Raw genomic sequence first — 20,661 nt, 5'->3', positions numbered from 1 at the left:
TTGAAAAATAAGTAAGTTTTTGGGCTAGCATCGGCTAGCCCTTATTTATTCTTAGTAGAGAGCTTGTAGCGCAAGTTGCTTTACTGACCTGTAATTAGTTTATGACGAACGAGACCCTCATGAGTAAAAATATCCACGATTCACGCGTTCTTATTTTAGATTTTGGTTCGCAATATACTCAGTTAATTGCCCGTCGTATCCGCGAAATTGGCGTTTACTGTGAGCTTTGGGCATGGGATGTGACAGAAGAGCAAATTCGCGATTTTGCGCCAGACGGCATTATTTTATCCGGTGGCCCAGAGTCAACAACCGAAGACAATAGCCCACGTGCGCCTGAATATGTCTTTAATGCAGGTGTGCCTGTACTTGGCATTTGTTACGGTATGCAAACCATGGCAATGCAATTAGGTGGCTTAGTTCAAAGCTCTGACAAACGAGAGTTTGGTTATGCAAAAGTCGCTAAGTTGGGCAATTGTAAGTTATTTGATGCTATTGAAGACCACGTTATTGATAACGGCCAAGGTGTATTAGATGTGTGGATGAGTCATGGCGATAAAGTCATTGAAATCCCTGCAAGCTTTACTACAACAGCGCAAACAGAAACCTGTCCCCATGCAGCTATGGCTGATGAAGCAAAGCGTTTTTATGGCGTGCAATTTCATCCAGAAGTAACACATACACAACAAGGTCAGCGTTTATTAGAGCGTTTTGTTGTTGATATTTGTGGTTGTGAAAAATTATGGACTCCAGCCACTATTATTGAAGATGCAATTGAGCGCATTAAAGAAAAAGTCGGTGATGATGATGTTATTTTAGGCTTGTCAGGTGGTGTCGATTCGTCTGTAGTAGCCATGTTATTACACCGTGCAATTGGTGAAAAACTAACTTGTGTATTTGTTGACAACGGATTACTTCGTTTAAATGAAGGTCAGCAAGTAATGGATATGTTCGGTGATCATTTTGGTTTGAATATTATCAAAGTGGATGCCGAAGAGCAGTTTTTAGCAGACTTAGCAGGATTGTCGGATCCGGAAGCGAAACGTAAAGCAATTGGTCATACATTTATTGATATTTTTGATGCCGAATCTAAAAAGCTTAAAAATGCTAAATGGTTAGGTCAAGGCACTATCTATCCTGATGTGATTGAATCTGCTGCATCAGCAACTGGTAAAGCGCATGTGATTAAGTCGCATCATAACGTAGGTGGTTTACCTGACGATATGGAAATGGGCTTAGTTGAGCCATTACGTGAATTGTTTAAAGATGAAGTGCGTAAAATTGGTTTAGAGTTAGGTTTACCATACGACATGCTTTATCGTCATCCATTCCCAGGCCCAGGCCTTGGTGTGCGTGTTTTAGGCGAAATCAAAAAAGAATACTGTGATTTGTTACGTCGCGCAGATGCTATCTTCATTGAGGAGCTGCATAAAGCAGATTTGTACAATAAAGTGAGCCAAGCTTTCACTGTGTTCTTACCTGTAAAATCGGTTGGTGTTATGGGCGATGCGCGTAAGTACGACTGGGTTGTATCACTGCGCTGCGTTGAAACCATAGATTTTATGACAGCACGTTGGTCACATTTACCTTATGATTTCTTAGGTTTAGTATCAAACCGTATTATTAATGAAATTGATGGTATTTCTCGCGTTGTTTATGACATTTCGGGTAAGCCACCGGCAACGATCGAATGGGAATAAAAACTGGCTAATATCATGTTTTTATAATAAAAAAACAGCAAAGTAATTTGCTGTTTTTTTGTTTTAAATACAGAGTTGTGAATAATAAATATAACAGCTACTGATTTTCGAATTTTCAATTAGTCGAGTAATTGTTAATCCACATTTAAATCAGCACGCTTAAAACAGTTCAATTTCGTCATTGTTTTGTTCAATAATATGCTCGTTTTTTGGCATGTCAGAATAAAAAACAATCTGATTTCTGCCGTTATTTTTTGCAAAATAAAGCGCTTTATCCGCATTTTCAATCACTGAAATTGGAAAATCATAAGGGCTCATTCGAGCAACTCCAATACTTAAAGTTAATTGTTTAATAAATGGAAAAGGGGTCGTGCTAACTTGTTTAAGAAAGGCTGTTAGTCGTTTACTGATCAATGCTTGCGTTGTTGGTTCAAACACAATTACAAACTCTTCACCACCAAAGCGAAAGACTAAGTCCGAGACTCGAAAAAAAGCGGACATTCTTTGCGCAAGCAACAGCAACACTTCATCTCCGCAAACATGGCCATAGGTATCATTAATTTTTTTAAAGTGATCGATATCAACCATAGCGAGCCAAGACGTTGAATCATCATAATGTTTTCTGTTTGTTTTTTCTGTTCGTACCTTGAAGTGGTCATTAATTTGGTTTTGCATTAATTGTTTTATTTTACGATCGAAGGTTTGACGGTTCAGCAAGTTGGTTAGTTTATCCCGTTCATTTTCATTGAGTATGGTGAGGTAGTTTTCATAAATACGACAATAAGAATTAAGTAATACTTGCTGATCGCTTTGTAGGGTTTTACAGCGAATATAAATAGCCCCGACTGGTCTGTCATTAAGTTGAATAGGTAGCCAGCGTTGTTCTAATCCTGTTTTCTTTTGAATGTTAATTGTGCAGGCCGAATGTAAGCATGATGCCAGCTCTTTAGAAATGTCGTGTAAGATTTCGCGCTCACCCCAAATATAGTTATTTTCAGCATCAATATGCAATGAGGCACTTTTTTCAACTCCTGAGCCATTACTTTCAGGAAGGTTTTTGTAAATGATAATCTCTTTACAATTTAAAAATTCGTGAATGGTGGAAATAAGACTGAACTCTAAAGAATCGATATCACGGTTTTTGGTAATTTTGACTACAGAATTTAATAGATCTTCTTGCATGACGACCTCATTTTTATTTTTGAAGCTTTAAAGGCATACTTCATTTATTATTTATAATTGAATCGCTTTAGAATGCAACGTTAGTACGCCACGTTGTGAGTTGCTTAATTGCGTTTTTTGGCTTAAATATAGACTAAGTGTTTAAAATAACGACACTTAAACTAATTTACTAAATTATCTCTTTACCTTTATAAAAACTTCTCTATAATTCGACGACATTGCAGGGGCGTAGTTCCAATTGGTAGAACAGCGGTCTCCAAAACCGACGGTTGGGAGTTCGAATCTCTCCGCCCCTGCCAATTCCTTACTTCTTCTATAAACTCTCTTTTACTGTTAACGTAACATCTAAGAATACATTAATGGTTTAAATAATGTCTCAACTGTTAAATCAAATCTTTGAAATTGAAACCTTAACGCTTAACGCTCACTTTAGTAATCAATTTTATCCTTCTATAGAACACCTAGACTCAAATTTAAATGCATCAGAGCAGCTTTTTGATGATATTAAGCGTGTTTTGGTTAAGTCTATTGTGACGATTGGTATTAGGCCTGAAGAAGGGTTTGAGTTACAGCCTGCGCATCTGGTGATCTGCGAGCGAGGCTTATCTGGGCAAGAAAAAAAGCAGCTTTGGCTTAAATTAAGTGACTTTCAATAATGATTATCCAACCACTAAACGAGCAGTATTTAAATGAAATGATGGCTGTGGAAATTGCAGCGAATGCGTTTCCTTGGTCAGAACAAAATATGGGATCTTGTTTTGGCGCTCGATATTTTAATTTTGGGCTATTTGATTGTGCTCAGTTGGTTGGTTTTTATATTGCTGAAATGGCGGGACCAGATTTTACTCTAATGGATATTGCTGTTCATCCTGCACATCAGGGAAAGGGCGTTGCATCTCGGTTGATGGCTCATTTGATTGAGCAATCGGAAACTCGCGGTGCAGAAAATATTTTTTTAGAAGTCAGAGCTAGTAATCAAGCTGCTATTCATCTTTATAATAAAGTTGGCTTTTGCGAAATGGGCATACGAAAAAATTATTATCCAACAGCAGATGGTAATGAAAATGCAATTTTAATGGGGTTACCGTTTAATCCATTTGCAATGTAAAAAAGATTGATTGCTCAAGCTTTAAGTATTGATAATCAAGTTTTTGCTGGTTCTTGTCTTTCAGGCAGCTTTCGAGTTCAGAGGCCGCATCACTGATTTGTTTAAATCCAAAGCAACCAGCGCTTCCTTTAATGCTATGGGCGAGTGCGGTTAATTGCTCCCAGTCTTTAGTGTTATATAAATCAGTTAGCTGTGTTTTCATTTCGGGCATTTTTGCTTTGTAATTCTCACTGATCTTTTTAAATTGGTCGCTTTTTAATACCTCTTCCCATTGTTTATTTGTATGGTGCTGAAGGCTTAAATACTTCTCTAATGTATTTTCAAGCTCTTGTTTATCAATCGGTTTTGCAAGTGATTGATTGCAGCCTGCTGCTATGTATGTGTCGATGTCATGTTTCATCACATTAGCAGTTAGGGCGATGATAGGGCCATCGTAAGCTGTGTTTCTAAGCATTGTGGTTGCTTCTAAGCCTCCCATTACAGGCATTTGCATATCCATTAGAATAAGGTCGAAGTCGTGAGTTAACGCCATTTCAACCGCTTGCGCACCATTGTTGGCAAAGTGAGGTTCAAGCCCCCACTGTTCAAGTAAAAGACGGATTAACTCTTGATTATCAGGATTGTCTTCAGCCACTAAAATTTGAGCTTGATAATAGGCATTTTTTATTGGATCTTGTGCTGGTTTTAACTGCGCTAAATCATGCGATGATTTGATAATATCGACAGGTATGTATTCATTATGGCATGCAACCGTAATGATAAAACAGCTCCCCTGAGTTTGTTGGCTGGTAACTGTAATATTGCCTCCAAGTAATTGAGCTAAGTTTTTCGAAATACACAACCCTAATCCTGTCCCCCCAAACTTTCGGGTGGTACTTGAGTCTGCTTGTTCAAAAGGTTTAAAAATTCGCTCAAGTTCCTGATTCGACATACCAATGCCTGTATCTTGTACTTTAAATTCTAACTGGTTTAAATCGTTTTTGGCACTAATGGATAAAGTAACTGAACCTTCGGTAGTAAATTTGACTGCATTAGTACAGACATTGAGTAAAATCTGCTTTAAGCGTGTTATGTCACTGTTTAATGTGCGTGGTAGTGGGTAGTCATATTGAATGTTAAAAGATAAGTTTTTATCTTGGGCCAAAACAAGGACAATGGAGTTGACGTCTTCGATAAGTTGACTGAGTTCAAGAGGTTGTCGTTCAACTTCAAGTTTTTCAGCTTCGATTTTTGATAAGTCTAAAATATTATTAATAAGTTCTAGAAGGTGTTTTGAATTTCGTAAAACGGTATTTAAATGCTGAGACTTTTTATCATCAGGCTCTTTGTTGAGCATTTGTTCTGTAAAACCCATGATTGCGGTCAGTGGGGTCCTTATTTCGTGACTCATGTTAGCTAAAAATCGGCTTTTTAATTGGCTAGCTTGTTCGGCTTGGTTCATGGCTTTTTCTAGCTGGTGATTCATTTTTGCCAGTTCGTGGGTTCGGGCTGCCACTTTTTCTTCAAGGTGTTCTTTATAATCTTCAAGTTGACCTTGGTAGTGACGGATTTGACTCACCATGTGATTAAAATCTTGAAATAATGAGCCCATCTCATCTTCACGCTCTATAGGCAGTAAAATTTTAAGATCGCCATCACCAACCCTGTGACTGGCCTCTGCGAGCATTTCAAGCGGTGTGAGTAACAGTGTGCGTACAACAATAAAAATCAATATTGGTAATAGAATTATCGAGCTCAATACAATTAAAGCGGTAAATAAAGTAATTGCTTTGCCTGATTCGTAAAGAATATTTTTAGGGATGGAAGAAACATAAAATGCGCCGCCATTCATTTGATTGGCATAGACCATTCGTTCTTGAGTATCTAAAGTACCAAGGGTTAGCTCGACTAAATGATTGCGTTCAGCGGCATCAACAATACTTTTATACTCAAATTCAGTGAGGTAGTTGCCAAGTGTGTCAAAATTAGAACTGAATAAAATTTTACCTTGCTCATTGAGTACAATATTAAGCGTATTTTCAAATGGGGCTTCTAAAATACTGGTGTTGAGCACAGAGGGATCTAAATGAACAATGAGATACGCCATTAATTTAGGGCTTTCAAGGTGATAATCGGATTTAAATATTTGCTGGGCAAAATATAATGAGGTTGCACCTTGATCATTTTGATGCATAAATTGTTGGCGTCGGATGGAGCTGTTTCGTAAGCTTTCAGTAAAATGATAACTGTCGGACGTTGCAAATAAATCGCTGGAATAGAAAGCGATACTTTTACCTTCAGGGGTAATGAGGTCGATACTTAAAATATCTGGGTATGCGTTGATATAGCTGACAAAAACGTCAAGTAACGAGCCTGAGTTTACTGTTTTAGTACTTGATTTATTATTGTATGCTTCAAGAAAATCAATTAATACTGGTGAGTTGGATAAGAGCTCTGTAGTGGAGTGAAATACTTCGGTGTAATTAGATATTTTTTGTTTTTGTTGATCAACAAATTGGCTCACACTGAGCTCAGCTTGACGCTCGGTAAATTGCGTGACATTTGAAAGTGAAAAACCACCTAGAAATAATAACGGAACGATTACAAGCGGGGTTACATACCATAGTAACTTAATACTTAGCTTGCTTTTGATCATTATTTTTCCCTATATCCTTTTTAGTACTTGTTAATAACACTGAGTGATTTAATATTAAACAGTTATCTATTTGAATACACAATAGAACAGTGATTTTTAATTCTTAGCAGAGTAACTCATATTAGTATGGCCCACGCCAAGCGGCAAAATAAATTGACGACTTATCAACAGCTAGCATTTTTTTTCATATGCTTTTTTTCTGGTTTATTACCAGTAAAAACGTTTGCTTCAGAGTTGCCACCGAGCTTACAGGTTATCCTGATTGCAAAGATTTTGTCTTACGAAGCCAGTTTAAGTAAGAAAGAGCAAATATCTATCTATATTATTGCTTCTCCTGAAATTTACCGCTCATTTTATAAGTTAAAAAGCAAAGGATATAGCGAAATCAAGATTGATAAGCTGGAAATAGGGGCGCAGCTACCAGATTCGACATTTGATTTGGTGTATGTAGCAGATGAAAATTTAATCGAGCAAGCCGTTCATTATGCAACAACCAATCATGCTTTGTTGATTAGTGGCCATTCTTCTTGGGTTAAAAAAGGCATAACTTTAGGGCTAGGTGCAACGGATGGAAGGCCAAAATTTTATTTAAACTTGACTACGAGTACTGCATCGGGCTTGCAATGGGACGATAAAATACTCTCGATAGCTAATACCGTTCGTTAATTCATCCTCACATTGGTTTTTTAGTTAAAATGTTGCCGTTAATTGCGCTGATATTGTGCGCCCTGGTTCTGGGTGATAAGGCGGAGTAAAACCAATCGGATTAACGTTAGTGATAGCATTATATTGGCTCACATCACTACTGCCGTCTTGACGACCCACACCTAGATATTGATGGTCAAATAGATTATTAACAATCAGTTGTGGTGTAAGGCTTAGGTTATTTAACTGCCAGCCTTGCCAAGAGATCACTAAGTTTGCGACAGAGGCATTGGGTGCATGGTGCTCAAAGTAACTATTGCTAAGTGGCACACTGCGTGACAATAAATGATTCATTCGTAAATTGATGTTTAGCTGTTCATTTAACGCGTTGTAGCTAATTCCCCAATTAATTTTGTGTTTAGCTGTATGGGCAATGGCTAAATTTTCAGCTTCTTGTTTTCCATCGGTAAACTGATAATTGAAATAGCTTGTTAGGTTTTTGTTCAATTGCCAATTACCATCTAAAGAGAAACCATAAACATCACCACTATTTGTATTGATGAAGCGACTACCGCCTTCAGTATTTTGCGCTTCAAGCGCGATGGTATCGTCTTGCTGACTAAAGAAAACAGCCGCTTTTAGATTGGCATTAATATTTGGATTACTTGAAAACCAATGGCTGACTAATTCAAAAGTGCTAATAGATTCAGGTTTTAAATTCTTATTACCCCGAAATTCATCGCTTAATTCAAAAATGCTTGGTTCACGAAATGCACGACCATATAACAATTTGATCCGCCAATCGAGTTGGTCATTCCATTTGTCGGCATTATAAATTAGTCCAAACCGAGGGTTAGTAGTTGAGCCATATTCATCACTTTTATCAAAACGAATACCCAAGGTGTAGTTTATTTGTTCGGTTAACTGTTGCTGGTATTGACCGTAAAATGCAAATTCTTCAACTTGACGCGCATCAGCATTGCCACTTCGGAATAAACCAAGCCCTGCAGTCGCATCATGCCATTGCGAGGTCGTAACGCTATTGTTTCCTGCTTGATATTGGCCAAGAGAGATTACTTGATCCATTTTGTTTGAATTTTGAATGCGATAGCCGAGCAGCCAATTTGTGTTATTTTGTGATACTTCGAGCTGCTGCTCTAAACCAACTTGTGAGTTTACGCTATGATAACTTTTCACTAAATCAACAAAACGATAGCTATATTGGAAGCCTGTATCGGGTTTTTGAATGTTTTCTCGATACCATAATTTACTGGTAATCATATGATTATCATCCCATTGATAATCGATATCTAATGCGACATGGCCATTTTGATGGTGTTTTTTAAAGGAGTCTGCTCTAGTTTGATATTCAAAGCCCGTAACGTAGCTTCCAAGGCCTTGTTGTTGGACCCATTTATTAAATGAGAGTGCAATTTTACTGATACCAGATCCTGCATTACTCGGCTGCCAAATCGCTTTACCTCTTAAAGCCCAGTCACGGGATTGATTGTTAAACCCAGGAGCCTGCAGGTTATTTGCTAACGAATTTGGGCCGTTTTCAATGTAATTTCCATCAATGTACTGCTGAGTTAGCACCGTTGGCGATAGGTGTGCCGCAAAGTAACCTGCTGGATCGTAACGATCTAATCCTGAATCACCATCGGTTTGAGCTAAGCGTCCTGAAAGCTGTAAATACAGTTCGCTTAATTGTTTATCAACAGCAAAGCTGGTTGAGTGGCTGTTATTTTGACCCACCAGTGTTGTAACTTTATTCGTTAATTCATCGTCTTGCGCTGCGGTAATAAAGTGAATAACCCCAGAGTAAGCATTTGCCCCATAGCTTGCTGAACCTGGGCCTTGAATGATTTCGATGCGCTTTAAATCGGAAAATATTTGCTGATTACCAAAAGGTTGTGACCAATTAAATGCGATATGGTTTTGCACGACACCGTCAATTAAAATAAGCAACTGCACATTGCCAGGCGAGCCGCCAATAGCACGATTAATGCTGTGGGTTGTATATTCACCCGCGCTGTCTTCTACTGTGGCAAAATCAAAACCAGGCACATCACGTAATACATCGATTAGATTTTGATAACCGCGCTCAGATATGGTTTTTGCATTGATAACGGTGATGTTGGCTGGGGCATCAATCGCGCGTTGTTTGGTGCGACTTGCGCTCACTACTTCTAGATTTAGTAGCTCATTCAAAGACATTAAATGTAATGTTTCTAGAGCATAATCTTCGGTTTGTTGTGCTTGGGCTAAATTAAACCAAGGCAGGGACAATAAAATAGCTGGCAAGTACACATAATTCATTGAATAAACTATCAATAGCTGAGTATTAATTTAACTTAGCATAACTTAATGAATAAGTTTATGGAGGGAAGCCAAATTTTTGCCATAAATCATGAAAAAACATACTCAATAAAACGCAATCTTGTTCGTTTTCTGGCAATTTGAAGGCCTCGCAGACCTAGTTAAATTATTGGTTTGGTATTATAATTGAGCCCATTTTGATCTTTAAACATTCAGCAATTGGCGGTTTTAATGTCCAGTGTTTCTCCAGAAGTAAGCAAGCGTCGTACGTTTGCCATTATCAGTCACCCCGACGCCGGTAAAACGACGATCACCGAAAAAGTATTATTATTCGGAAATGCGATTCAGCGAGCAGGTACAGTAAAGGGTCGCGGTTCAAATCAGCATGCGAAGTCTGACTGGATGGAAATGGAAAAAGAACGTGGTATTTCTGTTACAACCTCTGTAATGCAATTTCCGTTTAATGATTGTTTAGTGAACCTGTTAGATACACCAGGCCATGAAGATTTCTCTGAAGATACTTATCGTACTTTAACCGCGGTAGATTCGTGCTTAATGGTGATTGATGCCGCAAAAGGGGTCGAGGATCGTACCCGCAAATTAATGGAAGTAACACGTTTACGTGATACGCCAATTGTAACGTTCATGAATAAACTTGACCGTGAAGTCCGCGACCCAATGGAAGTCATGGACGAAGTTGAAAATGAACTTAAAATTGCGTGTGCGCCCATCACATGGCCAATTGGTTGTGGTAAAGGTTTTAAAGGTGTGTACCACTTACATCGCGAAGAAACCATATTATACCAATCAGGTTTAGGTCATACCATTCAAGAGGTTCGTATTATTAAAGGATTAGATAATCCTGAACTTGATAAAGCCATTGGTGATGATTTAGCTGCGCAACTACGTGATGATTTAGAGCTGGTAATTGGTGCCTCACATGAGTTTGATCACGAGCTATTTTTACAAGGTAAGTTAACCCCTGTATTTTTTGGTACGGCACTTGGTAACTTTGGTGTTGATCACTTTTTAGATGGATTAACCGCATGGGCGCCATCACCATTACCGCGTCAATCTGAAGAGCGCGAAGTGGTTGCGACCGAAGAAAGCTTTTCAGGTTTTGTTTTTAAAATTCAAGCAAACATGGATCCAAAACACCGTGACCGTATCGCCTTTATGCGTATTGTATCGGGTAAATACAGCCAAGGCATGAAGATGAACCATGTGCGTTTGGGTAAAACAGTGAGTATTTCTGATGCGGTAACCTTTATGGCGGGTGACCGTGAGCGCGCAGCAGATGCGTTTGCCGGTGATATCATTGGTTTACACAATCACGGGACTATTCAAATTGGTGATACCTTTACCCAAGGTGAAAAGTTAAAATTCAGTGGTATTCCAAACTTTGCGCCAGAATTATTCCGTCGTATTCGTTTACGTGACCCGTTAAAACAAAAGCAATTGTTAAAAGGCTTAGTACAGCTCTCTGAAGAGGGTGCTGTACAGGTATTTAGACCATTAATTAACAATGATTTAATTGTTGGCGCGGTCGGTGTGCTGCAGTTTGATGTGGTGGTTGCTCGTTTGAAATCGGAATACAATGTTGATGCGATATATGAAAGTGTTAATGTTAGCACTGCGCGTTGGGTGTCTGGCAAAGACAGCAAAAAATATGAAGAGTTTAAACGCAAGTGTGAGCCAAACCTAGCACTTGATGGTGGTGATAATCTAACGTATATCGCGCCAAGTCGCGTTAATTTAAACCTCTCGATGGAACGTCATCCTGACATTACATTCCACCAAACACGCGAGCATTAATCGTATGTGCGTTATGTTTTTTATAACGCACCATTCTTAATTACGGCCTACAGTGGCCGTATTATTTAGTCTTTAATATTGAGCTGATGCTGGTGCAGTGTCAGCGACTAAAAGAGAAAGTACATGAACATTCGTCAGTTATTAGTTCAAAGAGCAGTTGCAGCTATGGTTGCAGCAGGCTTACCCGAAGATACAAATCCTGCAGTCACACAAAGTACCCGTGCACAATTTGGCGATTACCAAATTAATGGTGCAATGGGCGCGGCTAAAAAGTTAAAAGCCAACCCACGCGAATTAGCCCAAAAAATTATCGATCATCTGGATTTAAACGATGTTGCTGCCGAGCTTGAAATTGCAGGCCCAGGATTCATTAATATCCATTTAAAACCTGAGTTTTTAGCAGCGCAACTTGCCAAAGCGAATCAAGATGAAAAACTGGGTGTGCAAGCCCATGCAACCTCACAAAAAGTTGTGGTTGATTACTCATCACCAAACCTTGCCAAAGAGATGCATGTAGGCCATTTGCGCTCAACCATTATTGGTGATGCTGTTGTTCGTGCACTTGAGTTTCGTGGTGATACCGTGGTACGTCAAAATCACATGGGTGATTGGGGCACACAATTTGGCATGCTTATCGCGCACCTTGAAGATTTATTAAATCAAGGAATTGATCTTGAAGCGGTGGCTTTAGCCGATTTAGAGTCTTTTTATCGTGATTCTAAAAAACGTTTTGATGACGAAGACGGTTTTGCGGATAAAGCCCGAGACTACGTAGTAAAACTGCAATCAGGTGATGCGCACTGTGAAAAACTATGGCGCTTATTCATTAATACGTCAGTAAAACATTCAGCTGAGGTGTACCACAAATTAAATGTGACACTTACGCAAGATGACATTATGGCTGAAAGTGCTTACAACAGTGAACTACATAATATTATCGCGTTATTAAAAGCGAAAAATATTGCCGTTGAGTCTCAAGGCGCACAAGTGGTGTTTTTAGATGAGCTTGCCAATAAAGATGGTGAACCATCGGCGTTTATCGTGCAAAAATCGGGTGGCGGTTTCTTATATGCCACAACGGATTTAGCTGCCTGTGATTATCGTTCAAATAAACTGATGGCAGACCGTATCTTAATTTTTGTTGATGCGCGCCAAAGCCTTCATTTTAGCCAAGTTGAATTCACAGCGCGTAAAGCCGGTTTATTACGCGATGCAACCAGTTATGAGTTTTGCCCATTTGGAACCATGATGGGGGAAGATGGTAAACCATTCAAAACTCGTAGTGGTGATACAGTTAAACTGGCCGATTTATTAGAAGAAGCCATCGTACGTGCTGCCGCTAAACTTGCAGAGCGTGAGTCTGATTTATCAGAACAAGAACGAGCTGAAATTGCCCGTAAAGTGGGTATTGGCGCAGTTAAATATGCGGATTTATCTAAAAACCGCACCAGCGACTATATCTTCAACTGGGACAGCATGTTGAGCTTTGAGGGCGCAACCGCCCCTTATTTACAATATGCTTATATGCGTGTGCGCAGTTTATTTCGCAAAGCAAATATTGATCCAAGCACATTAAATGCAGCAATCACCATTGCAGAGCCACAAGAAAAAGCATTAGCACTTAAGTTATTACAACTTGAAGAAGTGCTTGATCAAATGATCACTGATGCTACACCACACGTATTGTGTGGGTACTTGTATGAACTGGCAAGTTTATACATGACGTTCTACGAAGCGTGCCCGGTACTTAAAGATGACATTAGTGCTGATTTACGTGACAGCCGCTTGGTGCTCTGTAATTTAGTGGCTAATACCTTACAACAAGGTTTAGGTTTACTGGGCATTGAAGTGATGGAGCAAATGTAATTTAGTAAAAAAAACAGCGCATAAGCGCTGTTTTTATTTGTAGTGAGTATTAATTTTTATTGTGAATCTGAGGGGATAAAAATGAAGTTGGATGATATTAGAAGGGAATACCTCAAAGATGGATTAGAGCGTGACATGCTCAACGATAATCCGTTTGTGCAATTTGAAGCATGGCTAAAGCAAGCTGTAGAAGCCGATTTGCCCGATCCAACGGCGATGGTAGTCGCAACAGTTGATGCCGATGGCCAGCCTTCGCAGCGCATTGTATTGCTTAAAAATGTTGATGAAAATGGCTTTGTATTTTTTACCAATACCGGGTCACGCAAAGCGCAAGAGTTAGCAAAAAATAATAAAATAAGCTTACATTTTCCATGGCATCCATTAGAGCGCCAAGTAATCGTTTATGGCACAGCCAAACCCCTGTCCAATCTTGCGGTGACAAAATACTTTTTATCACGACCAAAAGAAAGCCAAATTGCAGCATGGACCTCTGAACAAAGTCGCCCGATCTCTTCTAAACAAGTCTTACTTGAAAAGTTTGCTCAAATGAAAAATAAGTTTGCTCAAGGGGAAATTCCACTCCCTTCATTTTGGGGTGGATATTGTATTGAGCCGCATCAAATAGAATTTTGGCAAGGTGGTGCGCACCGTTTACATGATCGTTTTATGTATCGAAAACAAGCCGATGGCCAATGGAACATTGAGCGTCTCAATCCGTAATTGTGAATACGTCAAAGATTGAGTTAATCGACTCACATTGTCATCTTGATTTTAGTGAGTTCGATTTTAAGCGCCATGAGTTAATCACTTCGTGCCAAAAACTTGGCATCATTAATGTTATCGTGCCTGGAGTGAGTGTGCAGCAATCTGAGCACTTACTTAGCTTTAAGGTGCAATATCCTCAGTTTTTACATATCGCTTTTGGTTTACACCCCTATTTTTTAACGCAAACAGCCGACACTGACATGCAAGCGATCATCTTGCTTGCTAAGCAGCATAAAAAACAACTTTGTGCGATTGGTGAATGCGGGATCGACCGAGCTCAACCGAACCTTGAGCTGCAACAGCGTATTTTTATTGCACATATCGCACTGGCTAATGATTTAAAGTTACCCCTGATCGTCCACCATCGACAAAGTCATGATTTAATTCAAGCCGCATTTAAACAATGCCCACCGAAACATGGCGGGGTGATCCATGCATTTTCGGGCAGCATACAAATTGCTCGGTATTATATTCAACATGGATTTAAGCTTGGAGTGGGCGGGATCATTAGCTATGAGCGCAGTCAAAAAACACGAGAAACAATCGCGACAATCGCGTTACAAAGCCTACTTATAGAAACTGATGCGCCCTCGATGCCTTTATTTGGTGCGCAAGGGCAACCTAATAGCCCATTGGCATTAATTGATGTGTTCACGCATTTGGTGGCGTTAAGAAAAGAGCCTGCCGAGGAAGTTGCAGAGCAATTGCGTCAATCGTGTAGTGAAATTTTTCGAATATAACGTAATACTTGCCAGCGTTTAATACTTCTTGCGACCAACCATGTACCTACAATCGACAATATAAGCATCAATGCAATTTGACGTCCAAGCTGGTGGAAGTAGGAGTGTCCTTCACTCATTGCTGCACGTGATAAATAGGTTAAACGAACAAACCCCAAACGTTTACCTGACTGTGTCACGATTGGTTCAATCACAGGGGTGAGTAACGTAGAGACCCCAGGAAGTGCTTTAGGTTGGTTAACTTGTTCTTTGTATAAGTAGCCATTATCACTTTTAACAATCAACTCACCAAATTGGTTAAAAATAGCTGCCGATTGCACATAAGGATCTTTCACTAAATTATTAACTATGCGTTGCAAAGCTGGTTGGTCTTCATCTTTAAGTGCATCACGTGCACCTAACGACATCTGTAATGCGAGGCTTCGAGCAGTCGTGTGGGATTGTTTGAGCAAAATATCATGGCTTTGAAAGCTCGAATTAAACGCAACATTGACAAAAATAAACAGGCATAACAAAGCCAGACTCAAGCGGGTGAGTCTTTGATAACTGGATGCAACTGCCGGGTTTTTAAGTTGTGTTTTTTTCATAATGCTCAATGCTCTGCTGACAGTGTGCGCATTTCTTGGTAAAAATGCAATACGGCTAAGTGACTGCAGCATTTTATGGGCAACGTGGCTTAGATATCTTTTTTATTGGAGTAATCAAGCCCATGTTAAATTGGTCAGTAGTAACACAACTCGTAATCGAGCAAAGCTTAGTATTAAATCATTGGTATCCCAGCAATGTTGGGAAAAACACCTCAAACTCGCCATCTAAAGGTGAGGTGCAGTATTTAGTTGCTTTTGATGGTGAGCTTGACCATGTTTTATTAACTACATTGCAGGCTTTTTTAAATGAGCAACAGATTAACAATTGCCAAATTTGCCTTTATCAACCGTTGAGCGATTTAAAGCCTGCGCTTGCCATCGCTTTTTCACCCGTCAAACCGATTGCGCGAGAACAATTTGAGCGACTGCAAACCCAAGTGTCACTACAATTGGCTATGTTTTGTGCCCCACCAACGTTATACCAGCCCGGGTTGTTGGTGATGGATATGGATTCAACAGCTATCGAAATTGAGTGTATTGATGAAATAGCTCGTTTAGCGGGGGTTTATGATGAAGTATCCGCAGTCACAAAGCAGGCGATGCAAGGGGCACTGGAGTTTTCTGAAAGCCTACGTTTGCGAGTTGCAAAACTCGAAGGTGTTGAGCAACTCTTAATTGATAAATTAAAAGCGCAATTACCATTGATGCATGGCGTGCAGGCACTTTGCTCTGTGCTTAAACAGCACGATTGGACACTCGCCATTGCGTCGGGCGGATTTATTCCTTTTGCACTGCAAGTGCAAAGTTTACTTGAGCTTGATGCCATTCATGCCAATGAACTTGAAACAAAAAACGGTGCTCTAACTGGGCGAGTGCTCGGCACGATTGTAGATGCAGAGGAAAAGCGACAGTTTTTAATGCGTTATGCAGAGCAATTAGGGTTAGCCTTAAATCAAACAGTGGCAATGGGGGATGGCGCAAACGATCTTAAAATGATGGCAGCTGCAGGCTTAGGTGTAGCAGTGCACGGTAAGCCGCTGGTGGCTAAAACAGCGGATGTGGCAGTCCAACATGGCTCATTATTACAAGTGATTTACTTTTTAGCTTTGCCCCCATTAGACCTTTAGCTCAAGGTTAATTTTTGTAGCCAGTTCTTTTTACGTAGTGCCATATTATGAAGTAATTTAGCTTCAATATTATAGCGCTGCGTTAATTCATCTGTAATTTCAATCATTTCACCTACACACACCACTGACCAGAGTTCTTCTTCTAGAATGCGGGCTTTATGCTGAGCATACTGACTGATATAGCCAAGCTCCTTAGCCAAGTACTCTGTATCAGGGCGACCGGTGCGAGATAGAAAAATACGAAAGCCAAAAAATAAATCTTGCTGCGCTGAGGCGCTGATAAAGCTCTTTTTACTGAGCGAAGTATATTCGGTCGGTACATAATCACACATAACCGCCTTATCTAAGCTTTTAATCAGGGGGTTAAAACGAATGTACAAATCAATTTGTAACGGCGGATCTTGGCGTTTTAAGGTCTTTAAACGTGGGAGGAAAATATCATCAATCACATTCTCAGGCATAAATTGCGCAATCGAAAAGTGTTCATTGAGCAAATTAAAATGCTGAAGCAGTAGGTGGAAATTGGTTGGATAAAGCCCTTTAGCGATCGCACCGACTTGAATGTGAGAGGTTTTTTTATGAAGATAAAACGGAAACTGGCAAACATTTTTGGTAACTATATTGCGTAATGCATTTGAAAGCCCTGGCACTTTTGGTGATTCTTCAGATGCTTGCAATTTATCTTTATTATTGGCAATCAATTGAGTGAAAAAAATAGAACCTTGATGAGGTAAATCAGGGCTAGGTTGATAACTTCTTAAATTAACAATTGTTTTTGTTTTGCTAATCGCCATAATTTCGTAAGGCAATTTGCTTAACTGATGTTTTCTAGTGATTTTTTGTAAATCAGGAAACGCCACCAGTAATAAATCACCTTTTTCATAGCGGGTTGGAGTCTCAAGTTCGATTTGAAGCCCGTTTTCAGAAAAGTCTAAAGTGTGAGCGGTAACTTTAACACTTTCTTCTTGCTCAAATTCAATGGTGGTTTTGTATAAATAGCGCGTTTCGGCGCGTAAGTTTATGTACTCTAAAGCAATTGCATCAAGCGCTGGGTATTCTTTTTGCTTGGCATGACCAAATTGTTTAAGGGCATTCACTTGCTCTTTTTTAAACGTATTTTTTTGATATTCAGCCGAAGCAGATGCAGTCGTGATATCTGTCAGTAACACTAAAAATTTAATGTCTTTTAGTAACCCTTGCACTCTAGGTGAGGGGGGTTTATTAAATTTTGCGATGTCAGTACCGGCAGTTTCAGGCAGCGATAGAGGAATAAAAGCGTCGGTATCAACACAAGGCATCATTTGCACAACAAACGTGCGCCAGCTGGCTTTTTGGCTGCCAAACCCTAAAAAAAGCTCTTTTAATGCGGGAGTTTGGCTGAGCTCAAGATCCGTAGCCGAGTAAAAAAATAATTTACCACCCGCGATATGATTAAAGCTATAAAGTGTGGTGGTTTTCACGTGAGATGTTTGGTTATTGAGTGCTTGAATACGCGCGCTATTAAGAATACTTGATAGAACCGACTGCTTATTTTCATCGGTAAAATAACGCAAGGTATTGATATTATTTTCGTTGGTTAAGCTTAAATGAGGTTGTACTATCTGATTTTTTTCATTTAAAAAAAGGAATAATGCACTCGTCCTAGGCAAATAATATTGCTCATACCCTTTTACAATCACAGCTTCTAAGGTGTTGTCGATATTGACTTTGTAACGGCGTTTATTGCCATGAATAAAACTGCGTAAAAATTCATCAAAAGTAGGGCTGTTTTCTTCATAGGTGCGCTTTAAGCGAATGTAATTATAGTCGGTATGAGTATTTTCAATCGCGACTACCTCATAATGCACACCATCTTTGAGACCGAGATCAAAATCTTGCTCAAGGCCCACCAATCGCAACTGCAGCATTTGTCCTTGAGTTACTTCATAACGAACGGGAAGTTTAATTTTGCAGCCACTGACAGAAATATCCGACGTGTTAGCTTCAATAGTATTGTTACGTGATAATTCAATTTTAATTCGAATAGAATAATTCATGCGCTCTTCAGAGCGGGTTTCATAACTTGCAAACTCAACGAGGTGAGTTAAAGGAATTTTCTTTTCGACGACTTGAGTCAAAACGGGTGCTGCTTGGCCGGCTTCTTTTGCTTTGCGCTGCATGACTTTATGATTGTTATCGGTATTCATCACCGCTTCGTAAACCGCTAAAGTGTAACCGCCATGTTGTTTGATGGCTTTTTCAAACACTTCAATAGCCATGTTGTCCATAAAGTGTTGTTTGCCTTGGTATTCGTATGGTTTCACATCACCGGTAACTTGGCCTCGTAAGTCAATAAAACGTTGTACTGGTTGAGACAGACGATTCATTTCCATCTTTAATAAGAACTGATCGGGCTTAGACAGGTTTTTTGTTTTACTTTGAAAAAACTTATCAAAATTAGTCGAGCCCAATTTTTCTCGAAGTTTATCGATTAAAGTTTGATACTTGAGCAAGACATCATCTGACATAAAAATCCATCACCTTTATTTTTTTAAACGCTGTATAATCACAAGATTGAATCACTTAACAGTGCTGTTAGAGAATAACTAATTTAATTATAAAAATCTCTAATTACCTCACTGCAAAAAATATGCCTGTGAACTTATGGTAAAAAAGAAAACTGCGTTTGTCTGTAACGAATGCGGCGCTGAATTTTCGCGTTGGCAAGGCCAATGTACAGAATGTAAGGCGTGGAATACTGTGTCGGAATTTCGCGTACCAACCATTAAACCCAGTGTTGGTGCTACCGCCGGTTATGCTGGTTTTGTTGAAGCAAAAGTCCAACGATTAGATGAAATCAATTTAAGTGAATTACCGCGTTTTAGTACTGGTTTTTCGGAGTTTGACCGTGTGTTAGGCGGCGGTGTTGTGCCGGGGAGCGCGATTTTAATTGGTGGCTCACCCGGTGCAGGTAAAAGTACCGTGTTATTACAGACCATGTGTTTACTGGCTGAAAAAATGACCGCGCTTTACGTCACCGGAGAAGAGTCGTTACAGCAAGTAGCGATGCGCGCGAAACGCTTAAATTTACCGACTAATAAGTTAAAAACCTTAGCTGAAACCAATGTCGAAACCATTTGCCAGCTTGCTTTAATTGAAAAGCCGCAAATTATGGTCATCGACTCGATTCAAGTGATGCATATGACCGATGTGCAATCATCCCCAGGCAGTGTGTCACAAGTACGGGAAAGTGCCGCTTATTTAACGCGTTTTGCCAAGCAACATCAGGTTGCCATTATTATGGTGGGCCATGTTACTAAAGATGGTTCATTGGCTGGTCCTAAAGTGCTTGAACATTGTATTGACTGCTCAATTTTACTTGAGGGTGAAAGCGATAGCCGTTTTCGTACTTTACGCGGCAATAAAAACCGTTTTGGTGCGGTCAATGAGCTTGGCGTTTTTGCGATGACAGAAATGGGCTTAAAAGAAGTCAGTAATCCATCAGCAATCTTTTTAAATCGCTCCAGTGAGCAAAGCCCTGGTTCGTTAGTGATGGTGATTTGGGAAGGTACGCGGCCATTATTGGTTGAGGTGCAAGCCTTGGTCGATTATTCACAATTGGCCAATCCTAGGCGGGTGACCGTTGGGATGGAGCAAAACCGTTTAGCCATGTTATTGGCGGTATTGCATCGTCATGGTGGCCTTCAAGTGGCTGACCAAGATGTGTTTGTCAATGTGGTTGGTGGGGTGAAAGTGACCGAAACCAGTGCGGATTTAGCGTTAATAGCTGCCTTAGTCTCAAGCTTTAAAAACCATGCGTTATCGCGCGAATTAGTGGTATTTGGTGAAGTGGGGCTAGGTGGTGAAATTCGCCCCGTACCAAGTGGTCAAGAGCGCATCAAAGAGGCAGCAAAACATGGCTTTAAACGTGCCATAGTGCCTGTTGCGAATAAACCCAAAGAGCAAATTGCGGGAATGGAAGTGATTGCGGTGACTAACTTATCGCAAGCATTAGAGGCTCTTTTTTAAATATCATTAGCGCAGTAAGTTGTGTCTATATTTTTTAAAGCAGATTCAGTTCGGCTTTTTATTGCCTGAAATACCGACATAATTTGCATTTTATGTAATTTGACCAAGACTATTGAGCTGAAAAAGCAGATAATTAGCGCAATTATGATTAATGCTGAATAGGGTGT

15 protein-coding genes and 1 tRNA gene are annotated in these 20,661 nt (G+C 39.8%); 11 read left to right on the top strand and 5 right to left on the bottom strand.

Going from position 1 to position 20,661, the window contains the following annotated elements:
* The first annotated feature begins 119 nt into the window (after positions 1 to 119).
* A complete protein-coding gene (gene guaA / locus AC3KZC_RS13380; RefSeq protein ID WP_490578798.1) occupies positions 120 to 1,697 on the top strand; it encodes a glutamine-hydrolyzing GMP synthase in 1,578 nt (525 codons plus the stop codon).
* 159 nt (positions 1,698 to 1,856) lie between these two features.
* Here guaA and AC3KZC_RS13375 read toward each other — a convergent pair whose 3' ends face one another.
* Positions 1,857 to 2,879 carry a GGDEF domain-containing protein gene (locus AC3KZC_RS13375; protein ID WP_490578799.1) on the bottom strand — a complete coding sequence of 341 codons (1,023 nt, stop codon included), beginning with the start codon at positions 2,877 to 2,879 and terminating at the stop codon, positions 1,857 to 1,859.
* Between the two features lie 222 nt (positions 2,880 to 3,101).
* On the opposite strand from AC3KZC_RS13375, the gene AC3KZC_RS13370 reads away from it, so the two are divergent.
* The 3 genes from AC3KZC_RS13370 (at position 3,102) to rimI (ending at position 3,987) form a co-directional block, all read left to right on the top strand.
* Positions 3,102 to 3,178 (top strand) — tRNA-Trp (locus AC3KZC_RS13370).
* Between the two features lie 72 nt (positions 3,179 to 3,250).
* Positions 3,251 to 3,535: a hypothetical protein gene (locus AC3KZC_RS13365; protein ID WP_490578800.1), complete on the top strand. Its 285-nt coding sequence runs from the start codon at positions 3,251 to 3,253 to the stop codon at positions 3,533 to 3,535.
* Positions 3,535 to 3,987, top strand: coding sequence for a ribosomal protein S18-alanine N-acetyltransferase (gene rimI, locus AC3KZC_RS13360; RefSeq protein WP_490578801.1), 453 nt, complete (start codon positions 3,535 to 3,537; stop codon positions 3,985 to 3,987). The genes AC3KZC_RS13365 and rimI overlap by 1 nt, the downstream gene beginning before the upstream one ends.
* Here rimI and AC3KZC_RS13355 read toward each other — a convergent pair.
* A complete protein-coding gene (locus tag AC3KZC_RS13355; protein WP_490578802.1) occupies positions 3,968 to 6,622 on the bottom strand; it encodes a hybrid sensor histidine kinase/response regulator in 2,655 nt (884 codons plus the stop codon). The two genes, rimI and AC3KZC_RS13355, sit on opposite strands and share 20 nt — an antisense overlap.
* Before the next feature lie 126 nt (positions 6,623 to 6,748).
* Between AC3KZC_RS13355 and AC3KZC_RS13350 the strand changes: the two genes are divergently transcribed.
* Positions 6,749 to 7,288: a YfiR/HmsC family protein gene (locus AC3KZC_RS13350; protein WP_490578803.1), complete on the top strand. Its 540-nt coding sequence runs from the start codon at positions 6,749 to 6,751 to the stop codon at positions 7,286 to 7,288.
* A gap of 24 nt (positions 7,289 to 7,312) precedes the next feature.
* Here the strand turns inward: AC3KZC_RS13350 and AC3KZC_RS13345 are convergent, their stop codons facing one another.
* Positions 7,313 to 9,586, bottom strand: coding sequence for a TonB-dependent receptor plug domain-containing protein (locus AC3KZC_RS13345; RefSeq protein WP_490578804.1), 2,274 nt, complete (start codon positions 9,584 to 9,586; stop codon positions 7,313 to 7,315).
* A 231-nt stretch (positions 9,587 to 9,817) separates the two neighbouring features.
* Between AC3KZC_RS13345 and prfC the strand changes: the two genes are divergently transcribed.
* From prfC to AC3KZC_RS13325, 4 genes are all read left to right on the top strand, one after another.
* Positions 9,818 to 11,401, top strand: a complete 1,584-nt coding sequence (gene prfC, locus AC3KZC_RS13340; RefSeq protein WP_490578805.1) for a peptide chain release factor 3 — start codon at positions 9,818 to 9,820, stop codon at positions 11,399 to 11,401.
* 123 nt (positions 11,402 to 11,524) lie between these two features.
* Positions 11,525 to 13,267, top strand: coding sequence for an arginine--tRNA ligase (gene argS, locus AC3KZC_RS13335; protein WP_490578806.1), 1,743 nt, complete (start codon positions 11,525 to 11,527; stop codon positions 13,265 to 13,267).
* 81 nt (positions 13,268 to 13,348) lie between these two features.
* Entirely contained in the window at positions 13,349 to 13,987 is a 639-nt protein-coding gene (pdxH, locus tag AC3KZC_RS13330) for a pyridoxamine 5'-phosphate oxidase (protein WP_490578807.1), read from the top strand.
* Positions 13,988 to 14,004: 17 nt separating this feature from the next.
* Positions 14,005 to 14,772, top strand: coding sequence for a TatD family hydrolase (locus tag AC3KZC_RS13325; RefSeq protein ID WP_490578879.1), 768 nt, complete (start codon positions 14,005 to 14,007; stop codon positions 14,770 to 14,772).
* On the opposite strand, the gene AC3KZC_RS13320 is transcribed toward AC3KZC_RS13325, so the two are convergent.
* Entirely contained in the window at positions 14,742 to 15,359 is a 618-nt protein-coding gene (locus tag AC3KZC_RS13320) for an AhpA/YtjB family protein (protein ID WP_490578808.1), read from the bottom strand. The two genes, AC3KZC_RS13325 and AC3KZC_RS13320, sit on opposite strands and share 31 nt — an antisense overlap.
* A gap of 122 nt (positions 15,360 to 15,481) precedes the next feature.
* Here AC3KZC_RS13320 and serB point away from each other — a divergent pair, with 122 nt between their 5' ends.
* Positions 15,482 to 16,486: a phosphoserine phosphatase SerB gene (serB, locus tag AC3KZC_RS13315; RefSeq protein WP_490578809.1), complete on the top strand. Its 1,005-nt coding sequence runs from the start codon at positions 15,482 to 15,484 to the stop codon at positions 16,484 to 16,486.
* Here serB and AC3KZC_RS13310 read toward each other — a convergent pair.
* A complete protein-coding gene (locus tag AC3KZC_RS13310) occupies positions 16,483 to 18,993 on the bottom strand; it encodes a PilZ domain-containing protein (protein WP_490578810.1) in 2,511 nt (836 codons plus the stop codon). The genes serB and AC3KZC_RS13310 overlap by 4 nt on opposite strands.
* A 136-nt stretch (positions 18,994 to 19,129) precedes the next feature.
* Between AC3KZC_RS13310 and radA the strand changes: the two genes are divergently transcribed.
* Positions 19,130 to 20,494, top strand: coding sequence for a DNA repair protein RadA (radA, locus tag AC3KZC_RS13305; protein ID WP_490578811.1), 1,365 nt, complete (start codon positions 19,130 to 19,132; stop codon positions 20,492 to 20,494).
* The last annotated feature ends 167 nt before the right edge of the window (positions 20,495 to 20,661 follow it).

It is taken from the genome of Pseudoalteromonas sp. J2K-J031 (genome assembly GCF_058197095.2).
Note: the sequence above shows the minus strand (reverse complement) of the source record. Positions and strands in the feature narration are given on the sequence as shown.